15 protein-coding genes and 1 tRNA gene are annotated in these 18,053 nt (G+C 59.7%); 5 read left to right on the top strand and 11 right to left on the bottom strand.

What is annotated here, in order from left to right:
- Window positions 1–20 precede the first annotated feature (20 nt).
- From pqqA to K0H48_RS25010, 5 genes are all read right to left on the bottom strand, one after another.
- A complete protein-coding gene (gene pqqA / locus K0H48_RS25030; RefSeq protein ID WP_003194766.1) occupies window positions 21–95 on the bottom strand; it encodes a pyrroloquinoline quinone precursor peptide PqqA in 75 nt (24 codons plus the stop codon).
- Window positions 96–253: 158 nt separating this feature from the next.
- Window positions 254–2,611 (bottom strand): pyrroloquinoline quinone biosynthesis protein PqqF, encoded by a 2,358-nt coding sequence (gene pqqF, locus K0H48_RS25025; protein WP_219269554.1) that lies wholly within the window; start codon window positions 2,609–2,611, stop codon window positions 254–256.
- Between the two features lie 48 nt (window positions 2,612–2,659).
- Window positions 2,660–3,454 (bottom strand): carbon-nitrogen hydrolase family protein, encoded by a 795-nt coding sequence (locus K0H48_RS25020; protein WP_219269552.1) that lies wholly within the window; start codon window positions 3,452–3,454, stop codon window positions 2,660–2,662.
- A gap of 10 nt (window positions 3,455–3,464) precedes the next feature.
- Window positions 3,465–5,147, bottom strand: a complete 1,683-nt coding sequence (locus tag K0H48_RS25015) for an NAD(P)/FAD-dependent oxidoreductase (protein WP_219337605.1) — start codon at window positions 5,145–5,147, stop codon at window positions 3,465–3,467.
- 167 nt (window positions 5,148–5,314) lie between these two features.
- Window positions 5,315–5,761, bottom strand: a complete 447-nt coding sequence (locus tag K0H48_RS25010; RefSeq protein WP_058420501.1) for an Lrp/AsnC family transcriptional regulator — start codon at window positions 5,759–5,761, stop codon at window positions 5,315–5,317.
- A 265-nt stretch (window positions 5,762–6,026) separates the two neighbouring features.
- Between K0H48_RS25010 and K0H48_RS25005 the strand changes: the two genes are divergently transcribed.
- Together K0H48_RS25005 and K0H48_RS25000 are read left to right on the top strand one after the other, a co-directional pair.
- Window positions 6,027–6,209 carry a type II toxin-antitoxin system HicA family toxin gene (locus K0H48_RS25005; protein ID WP_219269550.1) on the top strand — a complete coding sequence of 61 codons (183 nt, stop codon included), beginning with the start codon at window positions 6,027–6,029 and terminating at the stop codon, window positions 6,207–6,209.
- Between the two features lie 55 nt (window positions 6,210–6,264).
- Window positions 6,265–6,666: a type II toxin-antitoxin system HicB family antitoxin gene (locus K0H48_RS25000; protein WP_219269548.1), complete on the top strand. Its 402-nt coding sequence runs from the start codon at window positions 6,265–6,267 to the stop codon at window positions 6,664–6,666.
- A gap of 48 nt (window positions 6,667–6,714) precedes the next feature.
- Here K0H48_RS25000 and K0H48_RS24995 read toward each other — a convergent pair.
- The 5 genes from K0H48_RS24995 to rpsU form a co-directional block, all read right to left on the bottom strand.
- Window positions 6,715–6,791: transfer RNA gene (locus K0H48_RS24995), tRNA-Ile, on the bottom strand.
- Window positions 6,792–6,806: 15 nt separating this feature from the next.
- Window positions 6,807–10,550 (bottom strand): EAL domain-containing protein, encoded by a 3,744-nt coding sequence (locus tag K0H48_RS24990; RefSeq protein WP_219269546.1) that lies wholly within the window; start codon window positions 10,548–10,550, stop codon window positions 6,807–6,809.
- 136 nt (window positions 10,551–10,686) lie between these two features.
- A complete protein-coding gene (gene rpoD / locus K0H48_RS24985) occupies window positions 10,687–12,537 on the bottom strand; it encodes an RNA polymerase sigma factor RpoD (RefSeq protein WP_219269544.1) in 1,851 nt (616 codons plus the stop codon).
- 67 nt (window positions 12,538–12,604) lie between these two features.
- Entirely contained in the window at window positions 12,605–14,575 is a 1,971-nt protein-coding gene (gene dnaG, locus K0H48_RS24980; protein WP_219269542.1) for a DNA primase, read from the bottom strand.
- A gap of 452 nt (window positions 14,576–15,027) precedes the next feature.
- Window positions 15,028–15,243, bottom strand: coding sequence for a 30S ribosomal protein S21 (gene rpsU, locus K0H48_RS24975; RefSeq protein ID WP_002551877.1), 216 nt, complete (start codon window positions 15,241–15,243; stop codon window positions 15,028–15,030).
- A gap of 203 nt (window positions 15,244–15,446) precedes the next feature.
- Between rpsU and tsaD the strand changes: the two genes are divergently transcribed.
- Window positions 15,447–16,472 carry a tRNA (adenosine(37)-N6)-threonylcarbamoyltransferase complex transferase subunit TsaD gene (tsaD, locus tag K0H48_RS24970; RefSeq protein ID WP_017138051.1) on the top strand — a complete coding sequence of 342 codons (1,026 nt, stop codon included), beginning with the start codon at window positions 15,447–15,449 and terminating at the stop codon, window positions 16,470–16,472.
- Window positions 16,473–16,506: 34 nt separating this feature from the next.
- Here tsaD and plsY read toward each other — a convergent pair whose 3' ends face one another.
- The gene (gene plsY / locus K0H48_RS24965; RefSeq protein WP_056857845.1) at window positions 16,507–17,076 is read right to left on the bottom strand and encodes a glycerol-3-phosphate 1-O-acyltransferase PlsY; all 570 of its coding nucleotides are present in this window, start codon (window positions 17,074–17,076) and stop codon (window positions 16,507–16,509) included.
- Window positions 17,077–17,148: 72 nt separating this feature from the next.
- On the opposite strand from plsY, the gene folB reads away from it, so the two are divergent.
- Both folB and folK read left to right on the top strand, forming a co-directional pair.
- Entirely contained in the window at window positions 17,149–17,502 is a 354-nt protein-coding gene (folB, locus tag K0H48_RS24960; protein ID WP_078739419.1) for a dihydroneopterin aldolase, read from the top strand.
- The gene (gene folK, locus K0H48_RS24955) at window positions 17,493–18,011 is read left to right on the top strand and encodes a 2-amino-4-hydroxy-6-hydroxymethyldihydropteridine diphosphokinase (RefSeq protein WP_219269540.1); all 519 of its coding nucleotides are present in this window, start codon (window positions 17,493–17,495) and stop codon (window positions 18,009–18,011) included. The genes folB and folK overlap by 10 nt, the downstream gene beginning before the upstream one ends.
- Window positions 18,012–18,053: the final 42 nt, after the last annotated feature.

Below are 18,053 nucleotides of genomic sequence, written 5' to 3'. Positions count from 1 at the left end.
GCGTTGTATTACTCAGCCAATCAACGGCTGGCGAAGTACATGGTGACTTCGAAACCGATACGCAGATCAGTGTAAGCGGGTTTGGACCAGGTCATATTCATACTCCTACCAAGGGATGGGACGTTCACTACCAAGTAATACATATAGTCCACCTCCTATCGGAGATGTTCAGATATTGCGCATGAATATTACGCAATTCTTTTCAAGTTAGCGCTGTCTTGACGGAAAAAGCCTGTTGCAGGGTTGGCAACGATCAGCCTGCCGGCTGCCAGTAATCGTTGATAGACGGGCCGTTGGCTAGGCAGCGCCAGCCGCCGGCAGCGTCGTTGAGTTGCTGGGCGGCACGCTGCACATCCTCGCGTGTGCGGTTTTGTATCAACTGTTGTAGCTGCTCCAGATAACCCGACGGGTGGCCCGCCAACTGCGCCTGCCACAGCAGCTCGGCGGCCTGGCTGAGCGGCAGTTCCCGGGCATTGAATTGCTGCGCCAGGGCCTGGTTGCCCAGGTCTGGGCTGCTGTCGATTAACATTGGTAACTGCTTCAGAAAGCTTTGCAGGTGATCGACGATCCCGCTCAGTGAAACGCTGGGGGACTGCACGCCAAATAGCAGCCCGGTTTGCCCGTTGACCTGTCGGATGCCGCTGAATACTGCGTAGCCGATTTGTAGTTCGACCCGCAGACGCTGGTAAAAAGGCCCTTGGAGTAGATGCCCAAGCAGTCGCCACGCGGCTTCATCGGCCAGGGAAGGCGTGGGCGTGGGGCAAAACAGCAGCAAAGCGGCTTCGTTGGCGTCGGTTTTCACCTCGTGCCAGAGTTTCTGACCGGTGAGGGGCTGCGGCGTGCGTTCAATGCTTGTCGGCTGACCCGGTAGCCGGACTGCGGCGATTTTGACCGCGGCTTCACAAGCGGCCGGTAATCCAAAGCCGAGCCCATGCCATCGAGCCGTCGCCCATGAAGCTGGCCCGGAGTGAGTGTCGGTGCAGCAAGTGGGCAGCGCCTTGAGCAACGCTCGAATGGCGATCATCGGTGTCGTGGCGGGTGCGGCTTCTGGTGGCAGGCTTAAGCTTTGCGCCAATACGTCCAGAACAGCCGGCATGGGCTGGTGAAGACCGACCATCTTCACCAGGAAATCATTGCCGATCGTTTCGAAAGACAACTCAACGCCGGCCTGCCGGGCATTCTCGCGCAATGGTTGTAACGTATGTTCCAACCCCACGGGCGCGGCGTTATCAAACTGCCATTGCAGATACAGCGCGCCTTCATCGGTGTCATCCGCCAATGCCTGGCTGAATGTCAGCGCCGAAACCTCCCGGCGGCCACGGGAGCGGTCTTGGGCGAAGGTGCGCAAACCCCGGTGGGCACTGGTCTGGCCACGGATAAGCCCGGCGCGTTCTTCTTTGGCAGGTGAACGCAGGAACGGGTTGCCTGGCGGCAACTGCCAAGGGTGTTGGGACGGTTTAAGGCGCAGCGAATCAAGTAGCTCTTTCAGTTCGGCCGCGCCCTGTTCCGACAGGTCTTCACGTTCATTTCGCGCCACCGCCAGTGCGCTTTGCACCTGTTGCTGGCGAGCGTTCAGCAAGGCGAACTCTTCGCGCAAAGATGCCCAATCGCAGTGTGCGAAAAAGCTCAGCCAGTCGTGCAGCAATGCTTCGATTTGCGTAGCCGAATCGTCTTGAGTAGCGAGAGTAAAGTCGATATCCAGCACGGCTTGCCCGGCGAACGCATAAAGCACGGACGCCTGCATTGCACTGGCCAGTTTTCGCGCTTTCAGCTCAGCCAGTAAACCACCCGGCGCCGCAGCGTTGAGCCAGGTGCAGAGAAACTCCAGCGCTTGGCGAGAAGCGCCACAGGTGATGACGTGGTGCAGGTGATTATTGGCGCCGTGTTGATAGCTGCGCGCGTGGCCTGGCATCAATGCTGGCGGTGCGGTTTGTGGGCGCAGCGGGCCAGGGACCAATTCGTCGCTGAAACGCTCGGCCAACGCTTGCAGTTCTTCCAGCGACTGCGGGCCGGCAAGACTCAACGTCATCTGCCCGCTTTGATAGAACTCGCGGTGAAATTCCCGCAGTGCCTGCTGAAAGGCCTCACGCTCCACCGGCAGGCTATCCCGGTTACCGGCATGAAAACCGCGCAGCGGATGGTCCTCCGCCAAGCCTTCCAGCAGCGCAACCTGCTGCTGCGCCTTGGCATCCTGTGACCAGGCCACAAACTCTGCCTGCAGCACTTCGCGCTCACGCACTTGGTCTTCAATCGCCAGGCGCGGATGGGTGAGCATATTCGCCAGCCGCTCGAGTCCCCCGGCAAAGGTCGGCACTGGCAATTCAAAGAAAAAGTCCGTGGTGCGCTCGCGGGTGCTGGCGTTGACCTGCCCGCCCTGGCGCTGCACGTAAGCCATCAAGCCTTCGCTTGTGGGAAAACGCGCGGTGCCGAGAAACAGCAAATGCTCAAGAAAATGTGCCAAGCCCGGCCACGCCACTGGCACGTCATGGCTGCCGGCGGCCACGCGCAGCAGCGCGGCGCAACGCTTCAAGCGTGGCGCATGGCGCAAGGAAACCCGCAGGCCGTTGGCCAGGGTCAAGTCAAGGTAATGAGGGTGGGCCGGCGCAGGCATGGGCACTTCCGAAACGTAGAATGTGCCTATGCTAACAAACCGGCTGGTTCAGGGCTTGTGCAGCGCGCCGTACAGCTCTGGGCGACGGTCTTGCAGATAGTGATTCGCCGCGCGAGCATCCAGGATCGACTGGCGATCCAGCGTACCGACGATCAACGCTTCATCCAATCCCGCCTGGGCGATTCGCTGGCCATTGGGCGCAGCAATACTGCTCTGCCCGCAGTACTGAATTTCGCCTTCATGCCCGCAGTAGTTGGCGTAGGCCACATAGCATTGGTTTTCAAAGGCCCGCGCCCGCACGGTCACGTCGGCAACAAAGTCGAACGGCACCATATTGGCTGTCGGCACCAGGATCAACTCCGCGCCGGCCAGGGCCAGGCGGCGGGTGTTTTCCGGGAACTCCAGGTCGTAACAGATCAGAAACCCGAGCTTCCAGCCGTTAAGCTCCACCAGCGGGAAGTCATCTTCCCCGGCACTGAACATCGAGTGGTCCAGGTCGCCAAACAGATGAGTCTTGCGGTAGTTGCACAGGCGCTGGCCATGGGCATCGATCAATTGCACGGCGTTGTAGATCTGCCCGTCCTCAGCCCGCTCCGGGTAACCGTAGAGGATTGCCAAACCGGCGCTTTTGGCCAGCTCGGCAATCGCCTGTGCCGATGGCCCATCCTGGGCTTCGGCGAGTGCGCCCACCGCTTCGGCACCGATGTTGTAGCCGCTGAGGAACATCTCCGGCAGCACCAGCACGTCGGCACCGGTGGCCTCATGGGCCAATTGATGCAGGCGCTTGAGGTTGCCGGCCACATCCAGCGGCAGCGGTGGGCATTGGTACAGGGCGACACGCATGCTCAACTCCTTAATCGGCCAGGGCGATCGGGCCGATTTCGTCAAAGACATCACCTGGGCCCGGGTTCTCGGGGTGAGTGCCGCCGCCGAAGTGGGTCATGATGCCCCACACCGCATTCAGCGAGGTTTGCACCGCGCCCTCGACCCACGCAGGCGTCCAGGATACGTCGTCACCGGCGATAAAAATCCCACGCTGTTCGGCGGGCATGTCCTTCTGCATAAAGTGCGCATACATGCGCTGGTTGTAGCGATAGTGGCCGGGCAAGGCGCCTTTGAAGGCCCCGAGGAAATGCGGGTCGGCTTCCCAGGACACGGTGATCGGGTCGCCGATGATGCGCGCCTTGATATCGACTTTCGGGTAGATCTTTTTCAGCGCGTCGAGGGCCAGCTTCACGCGCTTGTCGATGGGCTGCGGGAGCATTTTCAGCGCGTCGCTCATCCACGAGTACGACAGGCAAATCACGCCTGGCTTGTCGTCACCGTTGTCGAACAGATAGGTGCCACGGGTAAGGCGGTCGGTGAGGGTCATGCTCATCAGGTCGCGGCCGGTCTCCGGGTCTTTGTCCTTCCAGAATGGGCGGTCGACCATCACGAAGGTCTTGGACGACTGCATGTAGCGCGTGCGGTCCAGGGCCATCCACATCTTTTGCGAGAACAGGGTTTCGTCGCATTCGATCTGAGTGGTTAGCAGCCAGCTTTGGCAGGTGGTCAGCACGGCGGCGTATTCGCGGGTGTCGCCGTAGTTATCGGTGACCGCGAAGCGGCCATCAGCAGCGTGAGCGATACGCTTTACCCCCGCCCGTGGTGCGCCGCGATGCAATGAACTGAGGCTGGTGCCTGTCGGCCAATGGGCGCAGCGCTCCGGCACATGGCGCCAAATGCCCATGGGCACTTGCGCTACGCCGCCAACCACCAGGTGTTGGTGATCGTCGCAGTTGGTCATCACCACGCGGAAAATTTCCAGCATCGAGTTGGGGAAATCCGAGTCCCAGCCGCCCGTGCCGAAACCCACCTGACCAAACACTTCGCGGTGCGCGAACGACAGTTTGGCGAACGCCTTGGAAGTGGCGACGAAGTCATAGAAGGTGCGGTCGTCCCACAGCGGTACCAACTTGTTCCACAGCGCCTTGAGGCGCGGCACGTCACGGTCGCGAATGGCTTGCTGGATATCACCGAACTGCGAGCCGGCCTCCAGTGCATCCGCCCAGGCATCGGCCACTTCCTGGAACAGCACCGGCAAGTCCGAGAGTTTCTGCGCGTAGTGGGTCTGGCCTTCGAGGTCGACCACTGTGCTGCCGGAAGCAGGTGTCAGCGGGTTAGGAAAAGGTTTGGTCTCCAGGCCCAGCTTGTCCACATAGTGGTAAAACGCGGTGGACGACACCGGAAAACGCATGCCGCCCAGCTCGGCGATGATGCCTTCGGCGCCTTCAAACGCCTGGGAGCGCAAGCGCCCGCCCATCTTCGAGGCCTCATACACCACCGGCTTGAGGCCCAGCTTCATCAGCTCGTAGGCGGCCACCAGACCTGCGATCCCGGCACCCACAATCGCCACTTCCGCACCATGGTTGGCGGCGGGAATACTGCCCAGGCCGGCCGGGTGTTCAATCCAGTCATCAAAGGCAAACGGAAAATCCGGGCCGAAGATGGTGATAGGTTTTTTACCGTCGGCGGGATGGCGATTGGTCTTGCTGATGGTGCTGGACGGAATGCTCATGGCTGACCTTACTGACGACTCGGCGGGATTCGGCCCGTTGAGTATAGGAAAAGATGGCAGCCAGTTTAGGGAGCGTAGCGTTCGTTATTAAGACGCAATGTGTCGTCGGATTGGATTGTTTTTAGTCACAATGACGAAGTTACTGGTCAAACTGGCTGGCCACGGTCCAATTTGTTACTGAGGATGATCGACGTGGTGGTTTTTTCCACGCCCTCGACGCTGCCGATCTGGTCCAGCAGCTGGTCCAACTGTTCCGGCGAATCAGTGCGCAGCCACGCCACGTAATCGAACTCGCCACTTACCGCACACAACTGCTGCACCTGCGCCATGGCGCTCAACCGGCGCAGCACCTCCTTGCCCGAACGCGCTTGAACGGTAATGCCGACATACGCCTGCAAACCCCCATCGACCACACGCTGCCCGAGGCGCACGCCATAACCGGTAATCACCTGGGTTTTCTCCAGGCGCGCCAGGCGCGACGTCACCGTGGTGCGCGCAATGCCCAACTGCCGGGCAAGCATGGCCACGCTTTCGCGGGCGTTGATCTGCAAGGCGGCGATCAGTTGGCGATCGATTTCGTCGAGGGCGGGCAAGGGTGGGGCTCCGGTGCGATGGGCAATGATCGGATATGTTACAGGCTTGTGTTGGCAAGGAGGTGGGCGGGGCTGCGATGAATGTGATTGGGTGTGGGCACAAAAACTGACAGTTGTTCGCTGGCGAAAAGGGGTTATACGTCTCCATCATCTCATCACACAGGTCTGCTTGAAGGCTGAGAAGACTTTTTATAGGTGTGTCTTGTGTGTACAAAAAACGCGCTGCTGCTCGGTAGTGTGTAATATACACACTGAAGGGTGGGCGATGAGAAGCAGAGAGGTGATTGAGCTTTTGGTTGAGGATGGATGGTTTGAGGTGGCGGTAAAGGGCAGTCATCACCAGTTCAAACACCCAGAGAAGCGAGGACGTGTGACCGTGCCTCATCCCAAGTCAGAGATTGCCAAGGGCACCCTGCACAGTATTTTCAAATCAGCAGGCCTCAACTGAAGCGCTTGACTGAGGAATTGGATGGGCTCGGTTGAGTTCGTTCAGAGGATGACCAATGAAATTCCCAGTGGTAGTACATAAAGACGCCGACTCGGACTACAGCGTGACCGTTCCGGACGTACCAGGTTGCTTCTCGGCAGGCGCTTCGTTTTCCGAGGCGTTGGATAATGTTCGGGAAGCGCTGGCGCTGCATCTCGAAGGGCTGGTCGCCGACGAAGAAAAGCTTCCTCAGGCCCAAGAGGTGGATGCTCATCTGGACAATCCGGATTACGCCGGTGGCGTATGGGCGATTGTCGACTTTGACCTGACTCCGTACTTGGGTAAGTCGGTGCGGTTCAACGCTTCTTTGCCGGAGCAGTTGTTGCACCGCATCGATGAGCGTGTGCAGAAGGATCATCGCTACGCGTCGCGCTCAGGTTTTTTGGCGACAGCAGCGCTGCGTGAACTGGCCGTGTGAGTCGAATGCCAGACACGAAAAAGCCGCGCAATGCGCGGCTTTCTTGTTTGGTGGGCCCAGTAGGACTCGAACCTACGACCAAGGGATTATGAGTCCCCTGCTCTAACCAACTGAGCTATAGGCCCTCAGTAGGACGCGGATTATAGCGACGGTTTCCGTGCTGTGCCATCCGAAAAGTCTGAAACCCGCATATGAAGAAAAGTCTCGGCAAAAAGCTCCGGCGGCAGCGGCAGGCTGACGATGTAGCCTTGCATCTGTTCGCAGCCCTCGGCGGCCAGGAAGGCTTGTTGTGCGGGGTTTTCCACGCCTTCGGCGATGATGGTGAATTGCATGCTGTGGCCCAGGGCGATGATGGCGCGCACGATGGCGGCGTCGTGGGGGTCGTCGGGCAGGCCGCGCACGAAGGACTGGTCGATCTTGAGGAAATCCAGTGGCAGGCGCTTGAGGTAGCTGAGGGATGAGTAGCCGGTGCCAAAGTCATCGATGGCCAGTTGCACGCCCAGGTGCTTGAGTTGGTGCAGCACTTCGAGGGCTTCTTCGGCCTGGCTCATGATGAAGTTTTCGGTGATCTCCAGTTGCAGGCAACCGGGCTCCAGGTGGTAGTCATGCAGCAGTTGTTCGATGCGCGCCAGCAGGTTGGGGTGGCGCAGTTGCGCGCCGGCGAGGTTGACTGACAGTGGGCCGAAATCGTTGAAGGCGAGTTTCCATGCGTGCATCTGATGGCAGGCCTGTTCCAGCACCCAGTCACCAATTTGCAGGATCATGCCGTTCTCTTCGGCCAGGGCGATGAAGTGTTCCGGCGGCACGTCGCCAAAGGTCGGGTGGTGCCAGCGAATCAAGGCTTCGGCGCCGATCAGTTCCTGGGTGATCAGACTGAGCTTGGGTTGGTAGTACAAAAACAGCTCTTCACGCTCGATGGCGCGGCGCAGTTCGTGTTCGAGGGCCACGCGTTCGTTGGCCTGGGCGGTGAGGTCCTGGGTGTAGCTTTCGACCCGGTTGCGGCCTTTGGCCTTGGAGCGGTACATCGCGGCGTCGGCGTTTTTGACCAGGGTGGCGACGTCGATGCCGTCCTGTGGATAGAGGCTGGTGCCGATGCTGGCGCTGATAAAGAACTCGTGCTCGCCGGCCTGGAACGGTGGGGTGAAGCAGGCGAGCAGTTTATTCGCCAGGTGTTCGGCATCGCTGGCTTGTTGCAGGCCGGGCAGCAGGATGATGAATTCGTCGCCACCCAGGCGTGCCACGGTGTCGATGTCGCGCAGTTGCTCCTTGAGGCGCACAGCAATGTCCTTGAGCAGCAGGTCGCCGACGGGGTGGCCGAGGCTGTCGTTGATATGCTTGAACCGGTCCAGGTCGAGAAACAGCACGGCGCCTTGGTTGCCGGTTTCTTCCTGGCTGTTGAGGGCAGCCTGCAGTCGGCTTTCAAACAGGGTGCGGTTGGGCAGGCCGGTCAGTGGGTCGTGGTGCGCTTGGTAGTCGAGGCGAGCCTGGGCGTGCTTGAGGCTGGAGATATCGGCAAACACGGCAACAAAGTGCGTGATCAACTGGTCGCGGTTGCGCACGGCGCTGATGGTCAGCCAACTGGGGTACAGCTCGCCGTTTTTGCGACGGTTGGAAATCTCGCCCTGCCAATGACCGTGGGCCGTCAATTGATGCCACATCGCCGCATAGAACGCGCTGTCATGCAGGCCGGAAGCGAGCAGACGCGGCGTGCTGCCGAGGGCTTCGGCTTCGCTGTAGCCGGTGATTTCGCTGAAGGCACGGTTGACGGCGCTGATGTTCTGCCGGGTGTCGGTGATCAATACGCCCTCGGCGGTGCTCTCGAATACGGTGGCGGCCTGCTGCAGTTTTTCCTGCATCACTTGGCGCTCGGTGATGTCGCGGGCGATGGTCAGCATGCAGTCGTCCTCGCCGATGGGCAGCGGGCGGCTGGACACTTCGCACAGGCGAATCGAACCGTCGGCGCGGCGGATATGGCAGACGAAGTCGCGCACAAAACCGTCGCGTTGCATCAATTCCAGCAGGTGCTTGCGTTCGTTGAGGTCGACCCAGATGCCCAGGTCCAGGGTCGACTGGTCGAGCGAACTGGCGCTGGTGAAACCCGTCAGGCGGGTGAAGCCTTCGTTCACTTCGATCAAACGCCCATCGCGCTGGCGGCTGAGCAGCAAACCGTCGGGTGAGGCGTGGAAGGCCTTGGCGAATTTCTCTTCGGAGGTTTGCAGCAGTTGCTGGGTTTCCTTGAGTTGGGTGATGTCCCGCACCACCACCACCAAGGCTTCGGTGGTGTCGAGTTGGAACGGTTCGGCGGAGATCAGCCCGGTAAACGCTTGGCCATTACTGCGCAGAAACGGCATTTCCAGGTTGCGGATGCTGGTGGTCTGCACCCGTTGCAGCAGGTCGGGGCCAACGCCTTGAACGCCCCAGATATTCAGCTCGGTGGCGGTTTTGCCCACGACTTGTTCGGCGCTTAGCCCAATCTGGTCCTCGAAGGCCTTGTTCACCTCCAGCAGACAGCCGTCAGAGAGGCGGGCGATCACCAGAATGTCCGGGCATTGCTGAAACACCGAGGCAAACTTTTCTTCGGAAAGCTGCAGCGCTTCTTCAGTACGCTTGGCTTCGCTGATATCGATCATCAAGCCGCGCAACACCGGCTCATGGCCGTGCTCGATCAGGCTGACGATATCGCGCACCCACAAGCAACGGCCGTCGGCGGTGATCACCCGGTAATCGAGGCTGTGATCGCGGTTGGCACGGGTTTCCCGGTAGCAGTATGCCTCTGCGCGCGTCAGGTCGGCGGGGTGGATGATGTTGCGCCAGAAGCCTGGAATCAGCCAATGGGCACGGGGGTAACCCAGCAGGTCTTCGGCGTGGGGCGACACGTAGCTGTAGGTGAAGTCGGTGATGCTGGCTTCCCAGGCAATCGCGGACAGGCTCTCCACCAGGCCACGATAATGGTATTCGCTGCTGCGCAATTCCTGCTCAAGGGCGACCCGCCGGGCAATTTCCGAGCTGAGCCGGCGGTTGATGCGAATCACGATGGCCAGCACTGTGCTCAACAGCAACACCGCCGGCAGGCCGTACATCAGTAAATCGGCCCAGAAGGTGCGGTGATCGGTGAAGCTGCCGACCCAGTGTTGCTGGATCGCATCGGTTTCGTCGGAGCTGAGGTCGGCGAGGACTTTGTCCAGGATGCCCACCAGTATTTTCTGATCGCGCGGCACGCCCATCGCCAGCTGGTAGCGATAGGGCGTTTCGCCGCTGACGTACAAACCATCCAGCTTGAGCTGGCGCAGGCTCCAGACACTGGAGGCGAGGTCGCTGACAACCGCATCCACCTCATCGGTGGCCAGGGCTTGCAGCGTCGAGCTGACGTTGGGCATGGCCACCAGGTTGAGGTCGGGATGGTGAGTGCGCAGTAATTCGTGCGGCGCGTAGTTTTCCACCACGGCAATCTTCAGGCCGTACAGGTCTTTGAGGTTGCGCGGTTTCGCGCCGCCCTCATGGGCGAGGATGACGATGGGAAAGTCCAGGTACGGGCGCGTAAAGGCCAGGTAGTTCTGGCGCTCGGGCGTCGACATGATGCCGGGCAGCAGGTCGAGCTGGTTGTTTTTCGCCTGTTCGAGCACGGCGGTCCAGTTTGCCGGCTCGATCAGCTTTATCCGTACGCCCAGGCGGTCCTGGATCAGGCGTACATAGTCGGCAGCAAGGCCTTGATAACGGCCATTTTCATCACGGTATTCGAAGGGCGGCCAAGAAGCGTCCACCCCCAGGCGCAGCTCCTGATGGTCCGCCAGCCAGCCACGCTCATCATCAGTAAGAGTCAACGCGCCAGCCGTTGCGGTCCAGGTCAGCAGCGACAGCAGTATCACGGTCGGCAGTCTGGGCATAACGGTCTCGTTATGGCACGGGGAATGTGTCGAGTGTAGACGGGCATTGCGGGGGAGGGGTGTTGCGGGGGAAGTTAATCTGTAGAAATTAATCTATAGAAAACAAAACCCCCGGCCTGGGCCGGGGGTTCTGGTATCACTCGTCGAGGAAGGAGCGCAGATGCTCGCTTCGCGTCGGGTGGCGCAACTTGCGCAGCGCCTTGGCTTCGATCTGACGGATCCGCTCGCGGGTCACGTCAAACTGCTTACCGACTTCCTCAAGGGTGTGGTCGGTATTCATGTCGATGCCGAAACGCATGCGCAGTACCTTGGCTTCACGGGCAGTGAGGCCGGACAGTACGTCGCGAGTCGCTTCTTTAAGGCTCTCAACAGTGGCGACATCGATTGGCGACTGCATGGTCGAGTCTTCGATGAAGTCACCCAGATGGGAGTCTTCGTCATCACCGATCGGCGTTTCCATGGAGATCGGCTCTTTAGCGATCTTCAATACCTTGCGGATTTTATCCTCAGGCATTTCCATGCGTTCGCCCAACTCTTCCGGGGTCGGTTCGCGACCCATTTCCTGCAACATCTGCCGGGAAATGCGGTTGAGCTTGTTGATCGTCTCGATCATGTGCACCGGAATACGGATGGTGCGAGCCTGGTCGGCGATCGAGCGAGTGATCGCCTGACGGATCCACCAGGTGGCATAAGTCGAGAACTTGTAGCCGCGACGGTATTCGAACTTGTCCACCGCCTTCATCAAACCGATGTTGCCTTCCTGGATCAGATCGAGGAATTGCAGGCCACGGTTGGTGTACTTCTTGGCGATCGAGATCACCAGACGCAAGTTCGCTTCAACCATCTCTTTCTTCGCGCGGCGGGCCTTGGCCTCACCGATCGACATGCGACGGTTGATGTCTTTGATTTCAGCAATCGTCAGACCGGTTTCGGTTTGCAGCGCGATCAGCTTTTGCTGGCAACGAATGATGTCCGGTTGCAAGCGGCCAATGGCTTCGGCGTATTTGCCTTTGCCCTTGGCGAGGCCGTCGGACCAGCTTTCGTCTACTTCGTTGCCCGGGAACTGGCGCAGGAAGTCGGCACGCGGCATGCGTGCATCACGCACACACAGCTGCATGATTGCGCGCTCTTGAGCACGCAGGCGCTCAAGGGCACTGCGAACACGCTCAACCAGGCCTTCAAATTGCTTAGGCACCAGCTTGATCGGCATGAACAGCTCAGCCAGGGCCACCAGCTCGGCAATTACCAGCTTGTTGGCGCGACCGTGCTTTTTCAGAGCCTTGCGGGTGATTTCCATTTGATCGGAAACCGCACCGAAACGCTGGGCTGCGATGATCGGGTCCGGACCACTTTCAACTTCGTCTTCGTCGTCGCTGCTGGCTTCAGCATCGTCGTCTTCGGCTTCGTCGTCGGCTTTCGCGGCTTTCGCATCGACAGGCGGCGGCACTTCGGCGGCAGGCGGCGCAATGCCGTCGTCCGGGTCGATGTAGCCACTCAGAACGTCGGACAGGCGACCACCTTCGGTGGTCACGCGGGTGTACTCGGAGAGAATATGGTCAACCGTGCCTGGGAAGTGCGCAATTGCGCCCATCACTTCACGGATGCCCTCTTCGATACGCTTGGCGATTTCGATTTCGCCTTCGCGTGTCAGCAGCTCCACGGTACCCATTTCACGCATATACATGCGCACCGGGTCCGTCGTGCGGCCGATATCGGTCTCCACCGCAGCCAACGCGGCGGCGGCTTCTTCAGCGGCGGCTTCGTCGGTATCGGCGTCGGCCAGCATAAGGGAATCCTTATCTGGCGCAGTTTCGAATACGTTGATCCCCATGTCGTTAATCATGCGGATGATGTCTTCCACCTGCTCTGGATCTGAAATATCCTCAGGCAGGTGGTCGTTGACCTCCGCGTAAGTCAGGTAACCCTGCTCACGACCCAGTGTGATCAACTCTTTGATACGAGACTGCTGTTGCGCTTTTCCGGACATAACACCCTATCCACTGAAGGTCTTGGCGGGCAAAAAACAAGCCGAGGATTATACCCGAGCTATGACCTCACACGCCAGCTGAGGTCGGGTTTGATGTGCAAACATTCTGTTTTAAGAGGTCGCGCATCTGTTTTGCTATCTGAATTTGCTCTTCAGCCGACAAACCCGGCTGTCTTGCTCGCTTGATCAGCTCATCCAGGGTCTGGGTGTGCTGACCTGCGGATAACCTAGTAATGGTGTCTAAAAACTGTTGTTCAAGGTTGTCGCCGTCAATTAGCCACTCCTTTTCCGCCAGTGCTTTGAGCAAACGTCCTTGTTCGGTGCCATGCCAGCGAGCCATCAATTGAATTGAGTTTAGCTTAGGATTTTTCTGTACCGCCTCGATCAAGGCGATCAGTACCTGAGCATAAGTGTTGCTCTCGTTGGCAAAGTGATCGGCGCTTTCAACTTTTTTTGCCAATTGCGGGTGGTGAATAAGTGTGCGCAGCGCAATGAGCGTTGGAGCTTCGACAGCGACAGGAGTTCGCGGCGCGTAAGTCTCGTCACGGTCACCGCGCTTGCCGTTCTTGCTCCAGGGTTTTTTGTCCCATTTTTTGCCGCCGGCACCGGGTTTCTTCGGCGTCCATTCCTGCTGGGGCGCGTAGGCCTCCTGCGGTTGGTGGAAGTCGGAATAATCCGGCATGGCGTCGTAATCCATGCCGGGGTCGTAGGCCGGTGGTGCTTCCTGCGGCGCGCTGTGCACCAGCTGGCTGACGGCCTCGCCGCTCAGGCCGGTGATTTCCAGCAGGCGCATGCGCATCAGCGACTTCAGGTTGGCGCCCGGCACTTTGTCGATCAGTGGCGCCGCGAGGGTGGCCATGTGGGCCTTCCCTTCGAGGGAGCGCGGGTCGGCTTCTTCGGTCAATTGCTGGAAGAAATAGTCCGCCAGCGGCTGCGCGTGTTGATTGATGCGGGCGCGGAAGGCGTCGGTGCCTTCGGAGCGCACCAGGGTGTCTGGGTCTTCGCCTTCGGGCAGGAACAGAAAGCGCGCGCGGCGTCCGTCCTGCAGGCTCGACAACGTGGCTTCGAGCGCACGCCACGCGGCGTTGCGGCCAGCCTGGTCGCCGTCAAAACAGAACAGCACGCTGGGCACCACGCGAAATAGGCGCTTCATGTGTTCTTCGCTGGTGGCGGTGCCCAAGGTGGCGACGGCATTGCGCAGGCCCTGCTGGGCCAGGGCGATCACGTCCATGTAGCCTTCCACTACGATGATTTCATCAAGGTTGCGATTGTTCTTGCGTGCTTCAAACAGGCCGTAGAGTTCCTGGCCCTTATGAAACACCGGTGTTTCCGGGGAGTTCAGGTACTTGGGCTTGTCGTCACCCAATACGCGACCACCAAAAGCGATGATGCGGCCACGGCTGTCGCGGATCGGAAACATCACGCGGTCGCGGAAGCGGTCATAACGCTTGCCGGTCTCGGCGTTTTCCACCAGCAGGCCGGCATCGATCATGGCCTTCTGCTGCAGTGTGTCGCTGCTCAAGTGTTTGTACAGGTTGTCCCAGCCTGGCGGGGCGAAACCCAGGCCAAAATCCCGCGCGATCTCGCCGGTCAGGCCTCGACCCTTGAGGTACTCGACGGCGGCCTTGCGCTGCGGATGGCTTTTAAGCGCCTGACGGTAGAAGTCGGCAGCGGCTGTCAGCAGCGGGTACAGCGGCGAATCGGTGGGTTGGCGCGGCTTGTGTGGGCGGCCACTTTCTTCGCGGGGGATTTCCATGCCGGCGGCTTTGGCCAGTTCCTCGACGGCCTGGGGGAAGTCCAGGTTGTCGTGGTCCATGATAAAGCCGAGGGCGTTGCCGCCTGCGCCACAACCGAAGCAGTAGTAGAACTGCTTGTCGGGGCTGACGCTGAATGACGGGGTTTTTTCTTTGTGGAACGGACAGCAGGCGGTGTAGTTCTTGCCGGCCTTCTTCATTTGCACGCGCGAGCTGACAACGTCGACGATGTCGGTGCGGTTAAGAAGGTCGTCAATAAAACTCTGGGGAATCAGCCCGGCCATGGCGTTCTCGTCATCACTGCGTGTAAATGAGGGCCCGTGAAGTGATCAAGCGCACGTATCGAGTGCTCGAACATCTGTCGTTTATATGGGGAGTGTATCTGCCGAGCATTCACTGACGTTAATTTCTATCAGTCTTCGGCTTGGAATGTTGCCCGTGCGTCCGGTGTTGGCCAATAGTGGCCTCGGAAACGCCTTGATGGGCACAGCCGACACAGTTGATCGTCTGTTTGTAGAAATCTGTGTTGCAAGAAAAAGGGGTGTGCTCGTCAGTAGCCTTGTTAGGCTCGTCAGAAGAGACGCGCACCGCTGGCAGAAGAGCCAGTCCTGACGTGTGAAGCAGTGTCTCGGTCGCGTGTGCGGCGTCGACGGTGAAGCATCAAGCGATATCCGCAAATGCCAACAGCCCGGCTGAGGGCCGGGCTTGGCAGAAGCTTGCTACGTAAGTCTGTGTATTAGTACAGACGAACGGCGCGGCGCTGTTCGCGCTGAACTTTCTTGGCGTGACGCTTAACAGCGGCTGCTGCTTTGCGCTTACGCTCAGAAGTTGGCTTCTCATAAAATTCGCGGCTACGAACTTCAGCCAGAACACCGGCTTTTTCGCAGGAGCGCTTGAAACGACGCAGAGCTACGTCGAAGGGTTCGTTCTCTTTTACTTTGACGGCTGGCATCCAGAGCTACCTTCTTTCATTACCGGGAATCAACGTTCTCGTCGCAAAAAATTCGCGGCTGAGGTCGTCGGTTTTTAAGGGTTGCGGATGTTAACCCCTCATTGACCGGAATGCAAAGCCTCTGATCGAAAACCGCTAGTCGGGAGGGGGAGTGGCGACTATTATGCGCGCCTTCGAATTCAGCCTCTACAAGGCGCAAACCCATGCTAGTACTGGGACTTGAAACCTCCTGCGACGAAACCGGTGTCGCACTTTACGACAGTGAACGCGGGCTTTTGGCCGATGCGCTGTTCAGTCAGATCGACCTGCACCGCGCTTATGGCGGGGTGGTGCCGGAGCTGGCCAGCCGCGATCACGTCAAGCGCATGCTGCCCTTGATTCGCCAGGTGTTGGACGAGGCCGGCTGCGTGCCGACCGAGATCGACGCGATCGCCTACACCGCAGGCCCCGGATTGGTCGGAGCCCTTCTGGTTGGGGCCTCTTGCGCCCAGGCGCTGGCATTTGCCTGGGGCATTCCAGCCCTTGGCGTGCACCATATGGAAGGCCATTTACTGGCGCCGATGCTGGAAAAAACACCGCCACAGTTCCCGTTCGTCGCTTTGTTGGTTTCGGGCGGCCACACGCAGTTGGTTCAAGTGGATGGAATCGGCCAATACACGCTTTTGGGTGAGTCGCTGGACGACGCCGCCGGCGAAGCCTTCGACAAAACCGCGAAGATGATGGGCCTCAATTATCCCGGTGGCCCGGAGATCGCGCGGCTGGCCGAAAAAGGCGTGCCGGGCCGCTACACCTTCCCGCGTCCGATGTGCGACCGCCCAGGCCTGATGTTCAGCTTCAGCGGTTTGAAAACCTCCGCACTGAACACCTGGCAGCAAAGCGTCAGCGCCGGGGACGACAGTGAGCAAGCCCGTTGCGACATCGCGCTGGCGTTCCAGCAGGCCGTGGTGGAGACTTTGACCATCAAGTGCAAGCGCGCCCTGAAGCAGGCGGGTATGCAGCGCCTGGTGATCGCAGGCGGCGTCAGCGCCAACAAGGCATTGCGCACCTCGTTGGAAAAAATGCTCGGCGACATGAAGGGCGATGTGTTTTACGCACGCCCTGAGTTCTGCACCGACAATGGCGCAATGATTGCCTACGCCGGTTGCCAGCGCTTGCAGGCCGGGCAGCACGAAAGCCTGGCGATCAGCGTGCAGGCGCGCTGGCCGATGGAGCAGCTTTCGCCGTTGTAAGCGGATTGGCCTGAGCCGGGTTCATCAGCGGTATTTAAAAATGCCGTTCGCGCCCGGCAAACAGGTCGCGTAAATTGCCGCGGTGGCGCCACACGATCAGCAGTGTCAGTACGCTCATCGGCAGCAACGCCGCCGGTGCCTGCCAGGCCAGCAACGGCAGGGTGAGTGGCGTGGCGATCAGGGCGGCCAGCGAGCTGGTGCGGGTCAGGTAGAACGTCAGCAGCCAGGCCAGCACGGCCAGCAGCGCTGCCGGAGGGTAAACCCCCAGCAGCATGCCGGCCGCGGTCGCGACGCCTTTGCCGCCGCGAAAACGAAAGTACAGTGGAAACAGATGGCCCAGGACGGCGCACACGCCCACCCAGGCCTGCTGTTGCAAGGTAAGACCGGCGAAGCTGGCGATCAGTACGGGCAACAAGCCCTTGCAGAGGTCGCCCAGCAGCGTCAGTACGGCGAGTTTTTTGCCGGCCAGGCGCAACATATTGGTGGCGCCGGCATTGCCTGAGCCACTCATTCGCGGGTCGGGATTTCCCGTCAGGCGGCTGAGCAAAATGGCGAAGGACAGCGAGCCGAGCAGGTAGGCGAGTATCGCCAGTAACCAAAACATGCTAACTATTCCGGGCGAGGACGCCCTGATTCTAACGGGGCATTGCGCCCTTGTCGTGCTGCGGAGAAGAGCTTGGACAGAGTGTTTATCGAAGGCCTGGAAGTCGACACCGTGATCGGGGCCTACGACTGGGAGCGCGGCATCAAACAATGCCTGCGCCTGGACCTGAGCTTCGCCTGGGACAATCGCCCGGCGGCTGCCGGTGACGACCTGACCCTGGCGCTGGATTACGCCAGTGTGTCCACGCGCATCCAGGCCTTTGCCGAGCAATCCCAGTACCAACTGGTGGAAACCTTTGCCGAGCGGCTGGCCGAAGTGCTTATGAGCGAATTCCAGATTCCCTGGCTGCACCTCAAACTGACCAAGCCCGGTGCCGTGCCGGCTGCCAAGGGCGTGGGCGTGGAGATCGAGCGCGGATGTCGCTAACTCAGGTTTACCTTGGCCTTGGCAGCAATATCGAGCGCGAGTCGCACCTGCGTGCCGGTTTGGACGCGTTGGCGAGTTTCCTGACGGATGTACGCTGCTCTGCGGTGTTCGAAAGCCAGCCGGTGGGCATCAAGAGCGGGCCATTCTTCAACCTCGTCGTGTCGGCATATACCGACTTGCCGTTGATGGAGCTGGATCGCCGTTTGAAATTCATCGAGGCCGACAATGGCCGTTATGCCCCGGACCGCAAAGGGCTGCCGTTGGACATCGACGTGCTGCTGTACGGTGACTTGGTGGGGAATTTCGATGGTTTGATCCTGCCGCGTGCAGAGATCCTGAAGAATGCTTTTGTGTTGTGGCCGTTGTCGTTGATGGCGCCGGATCGTGTGCACCCTGAAGTCGATAAGACAATGGCCGAGTTATGGCGCGATGCGCAGATCGACCAAGTGCTGGCGCCTGTCGGGTTTGAATGGCGAGGCAAGCAGTTGACCCCGGCGGCTCTCCTGTAAAAGCCGGGTTCGAATGTGGGAGTTGGCTTGCAAACCCTCTGT

It is taken from the genome of Pseudomonas sp. Xaverov 259 (genome assembly GCF_019352915.1).
Lineage (GTDB): Bacteria > Pseudomonadota > Gammaproteobacteria > Pseudomonadales > Pseudomonadaceae > Aquipseudomonas.
Note: the sequence above shows the minus strand (reverse complement) of the source record. Positions and strands in the feature narration are given on the sequence as shown.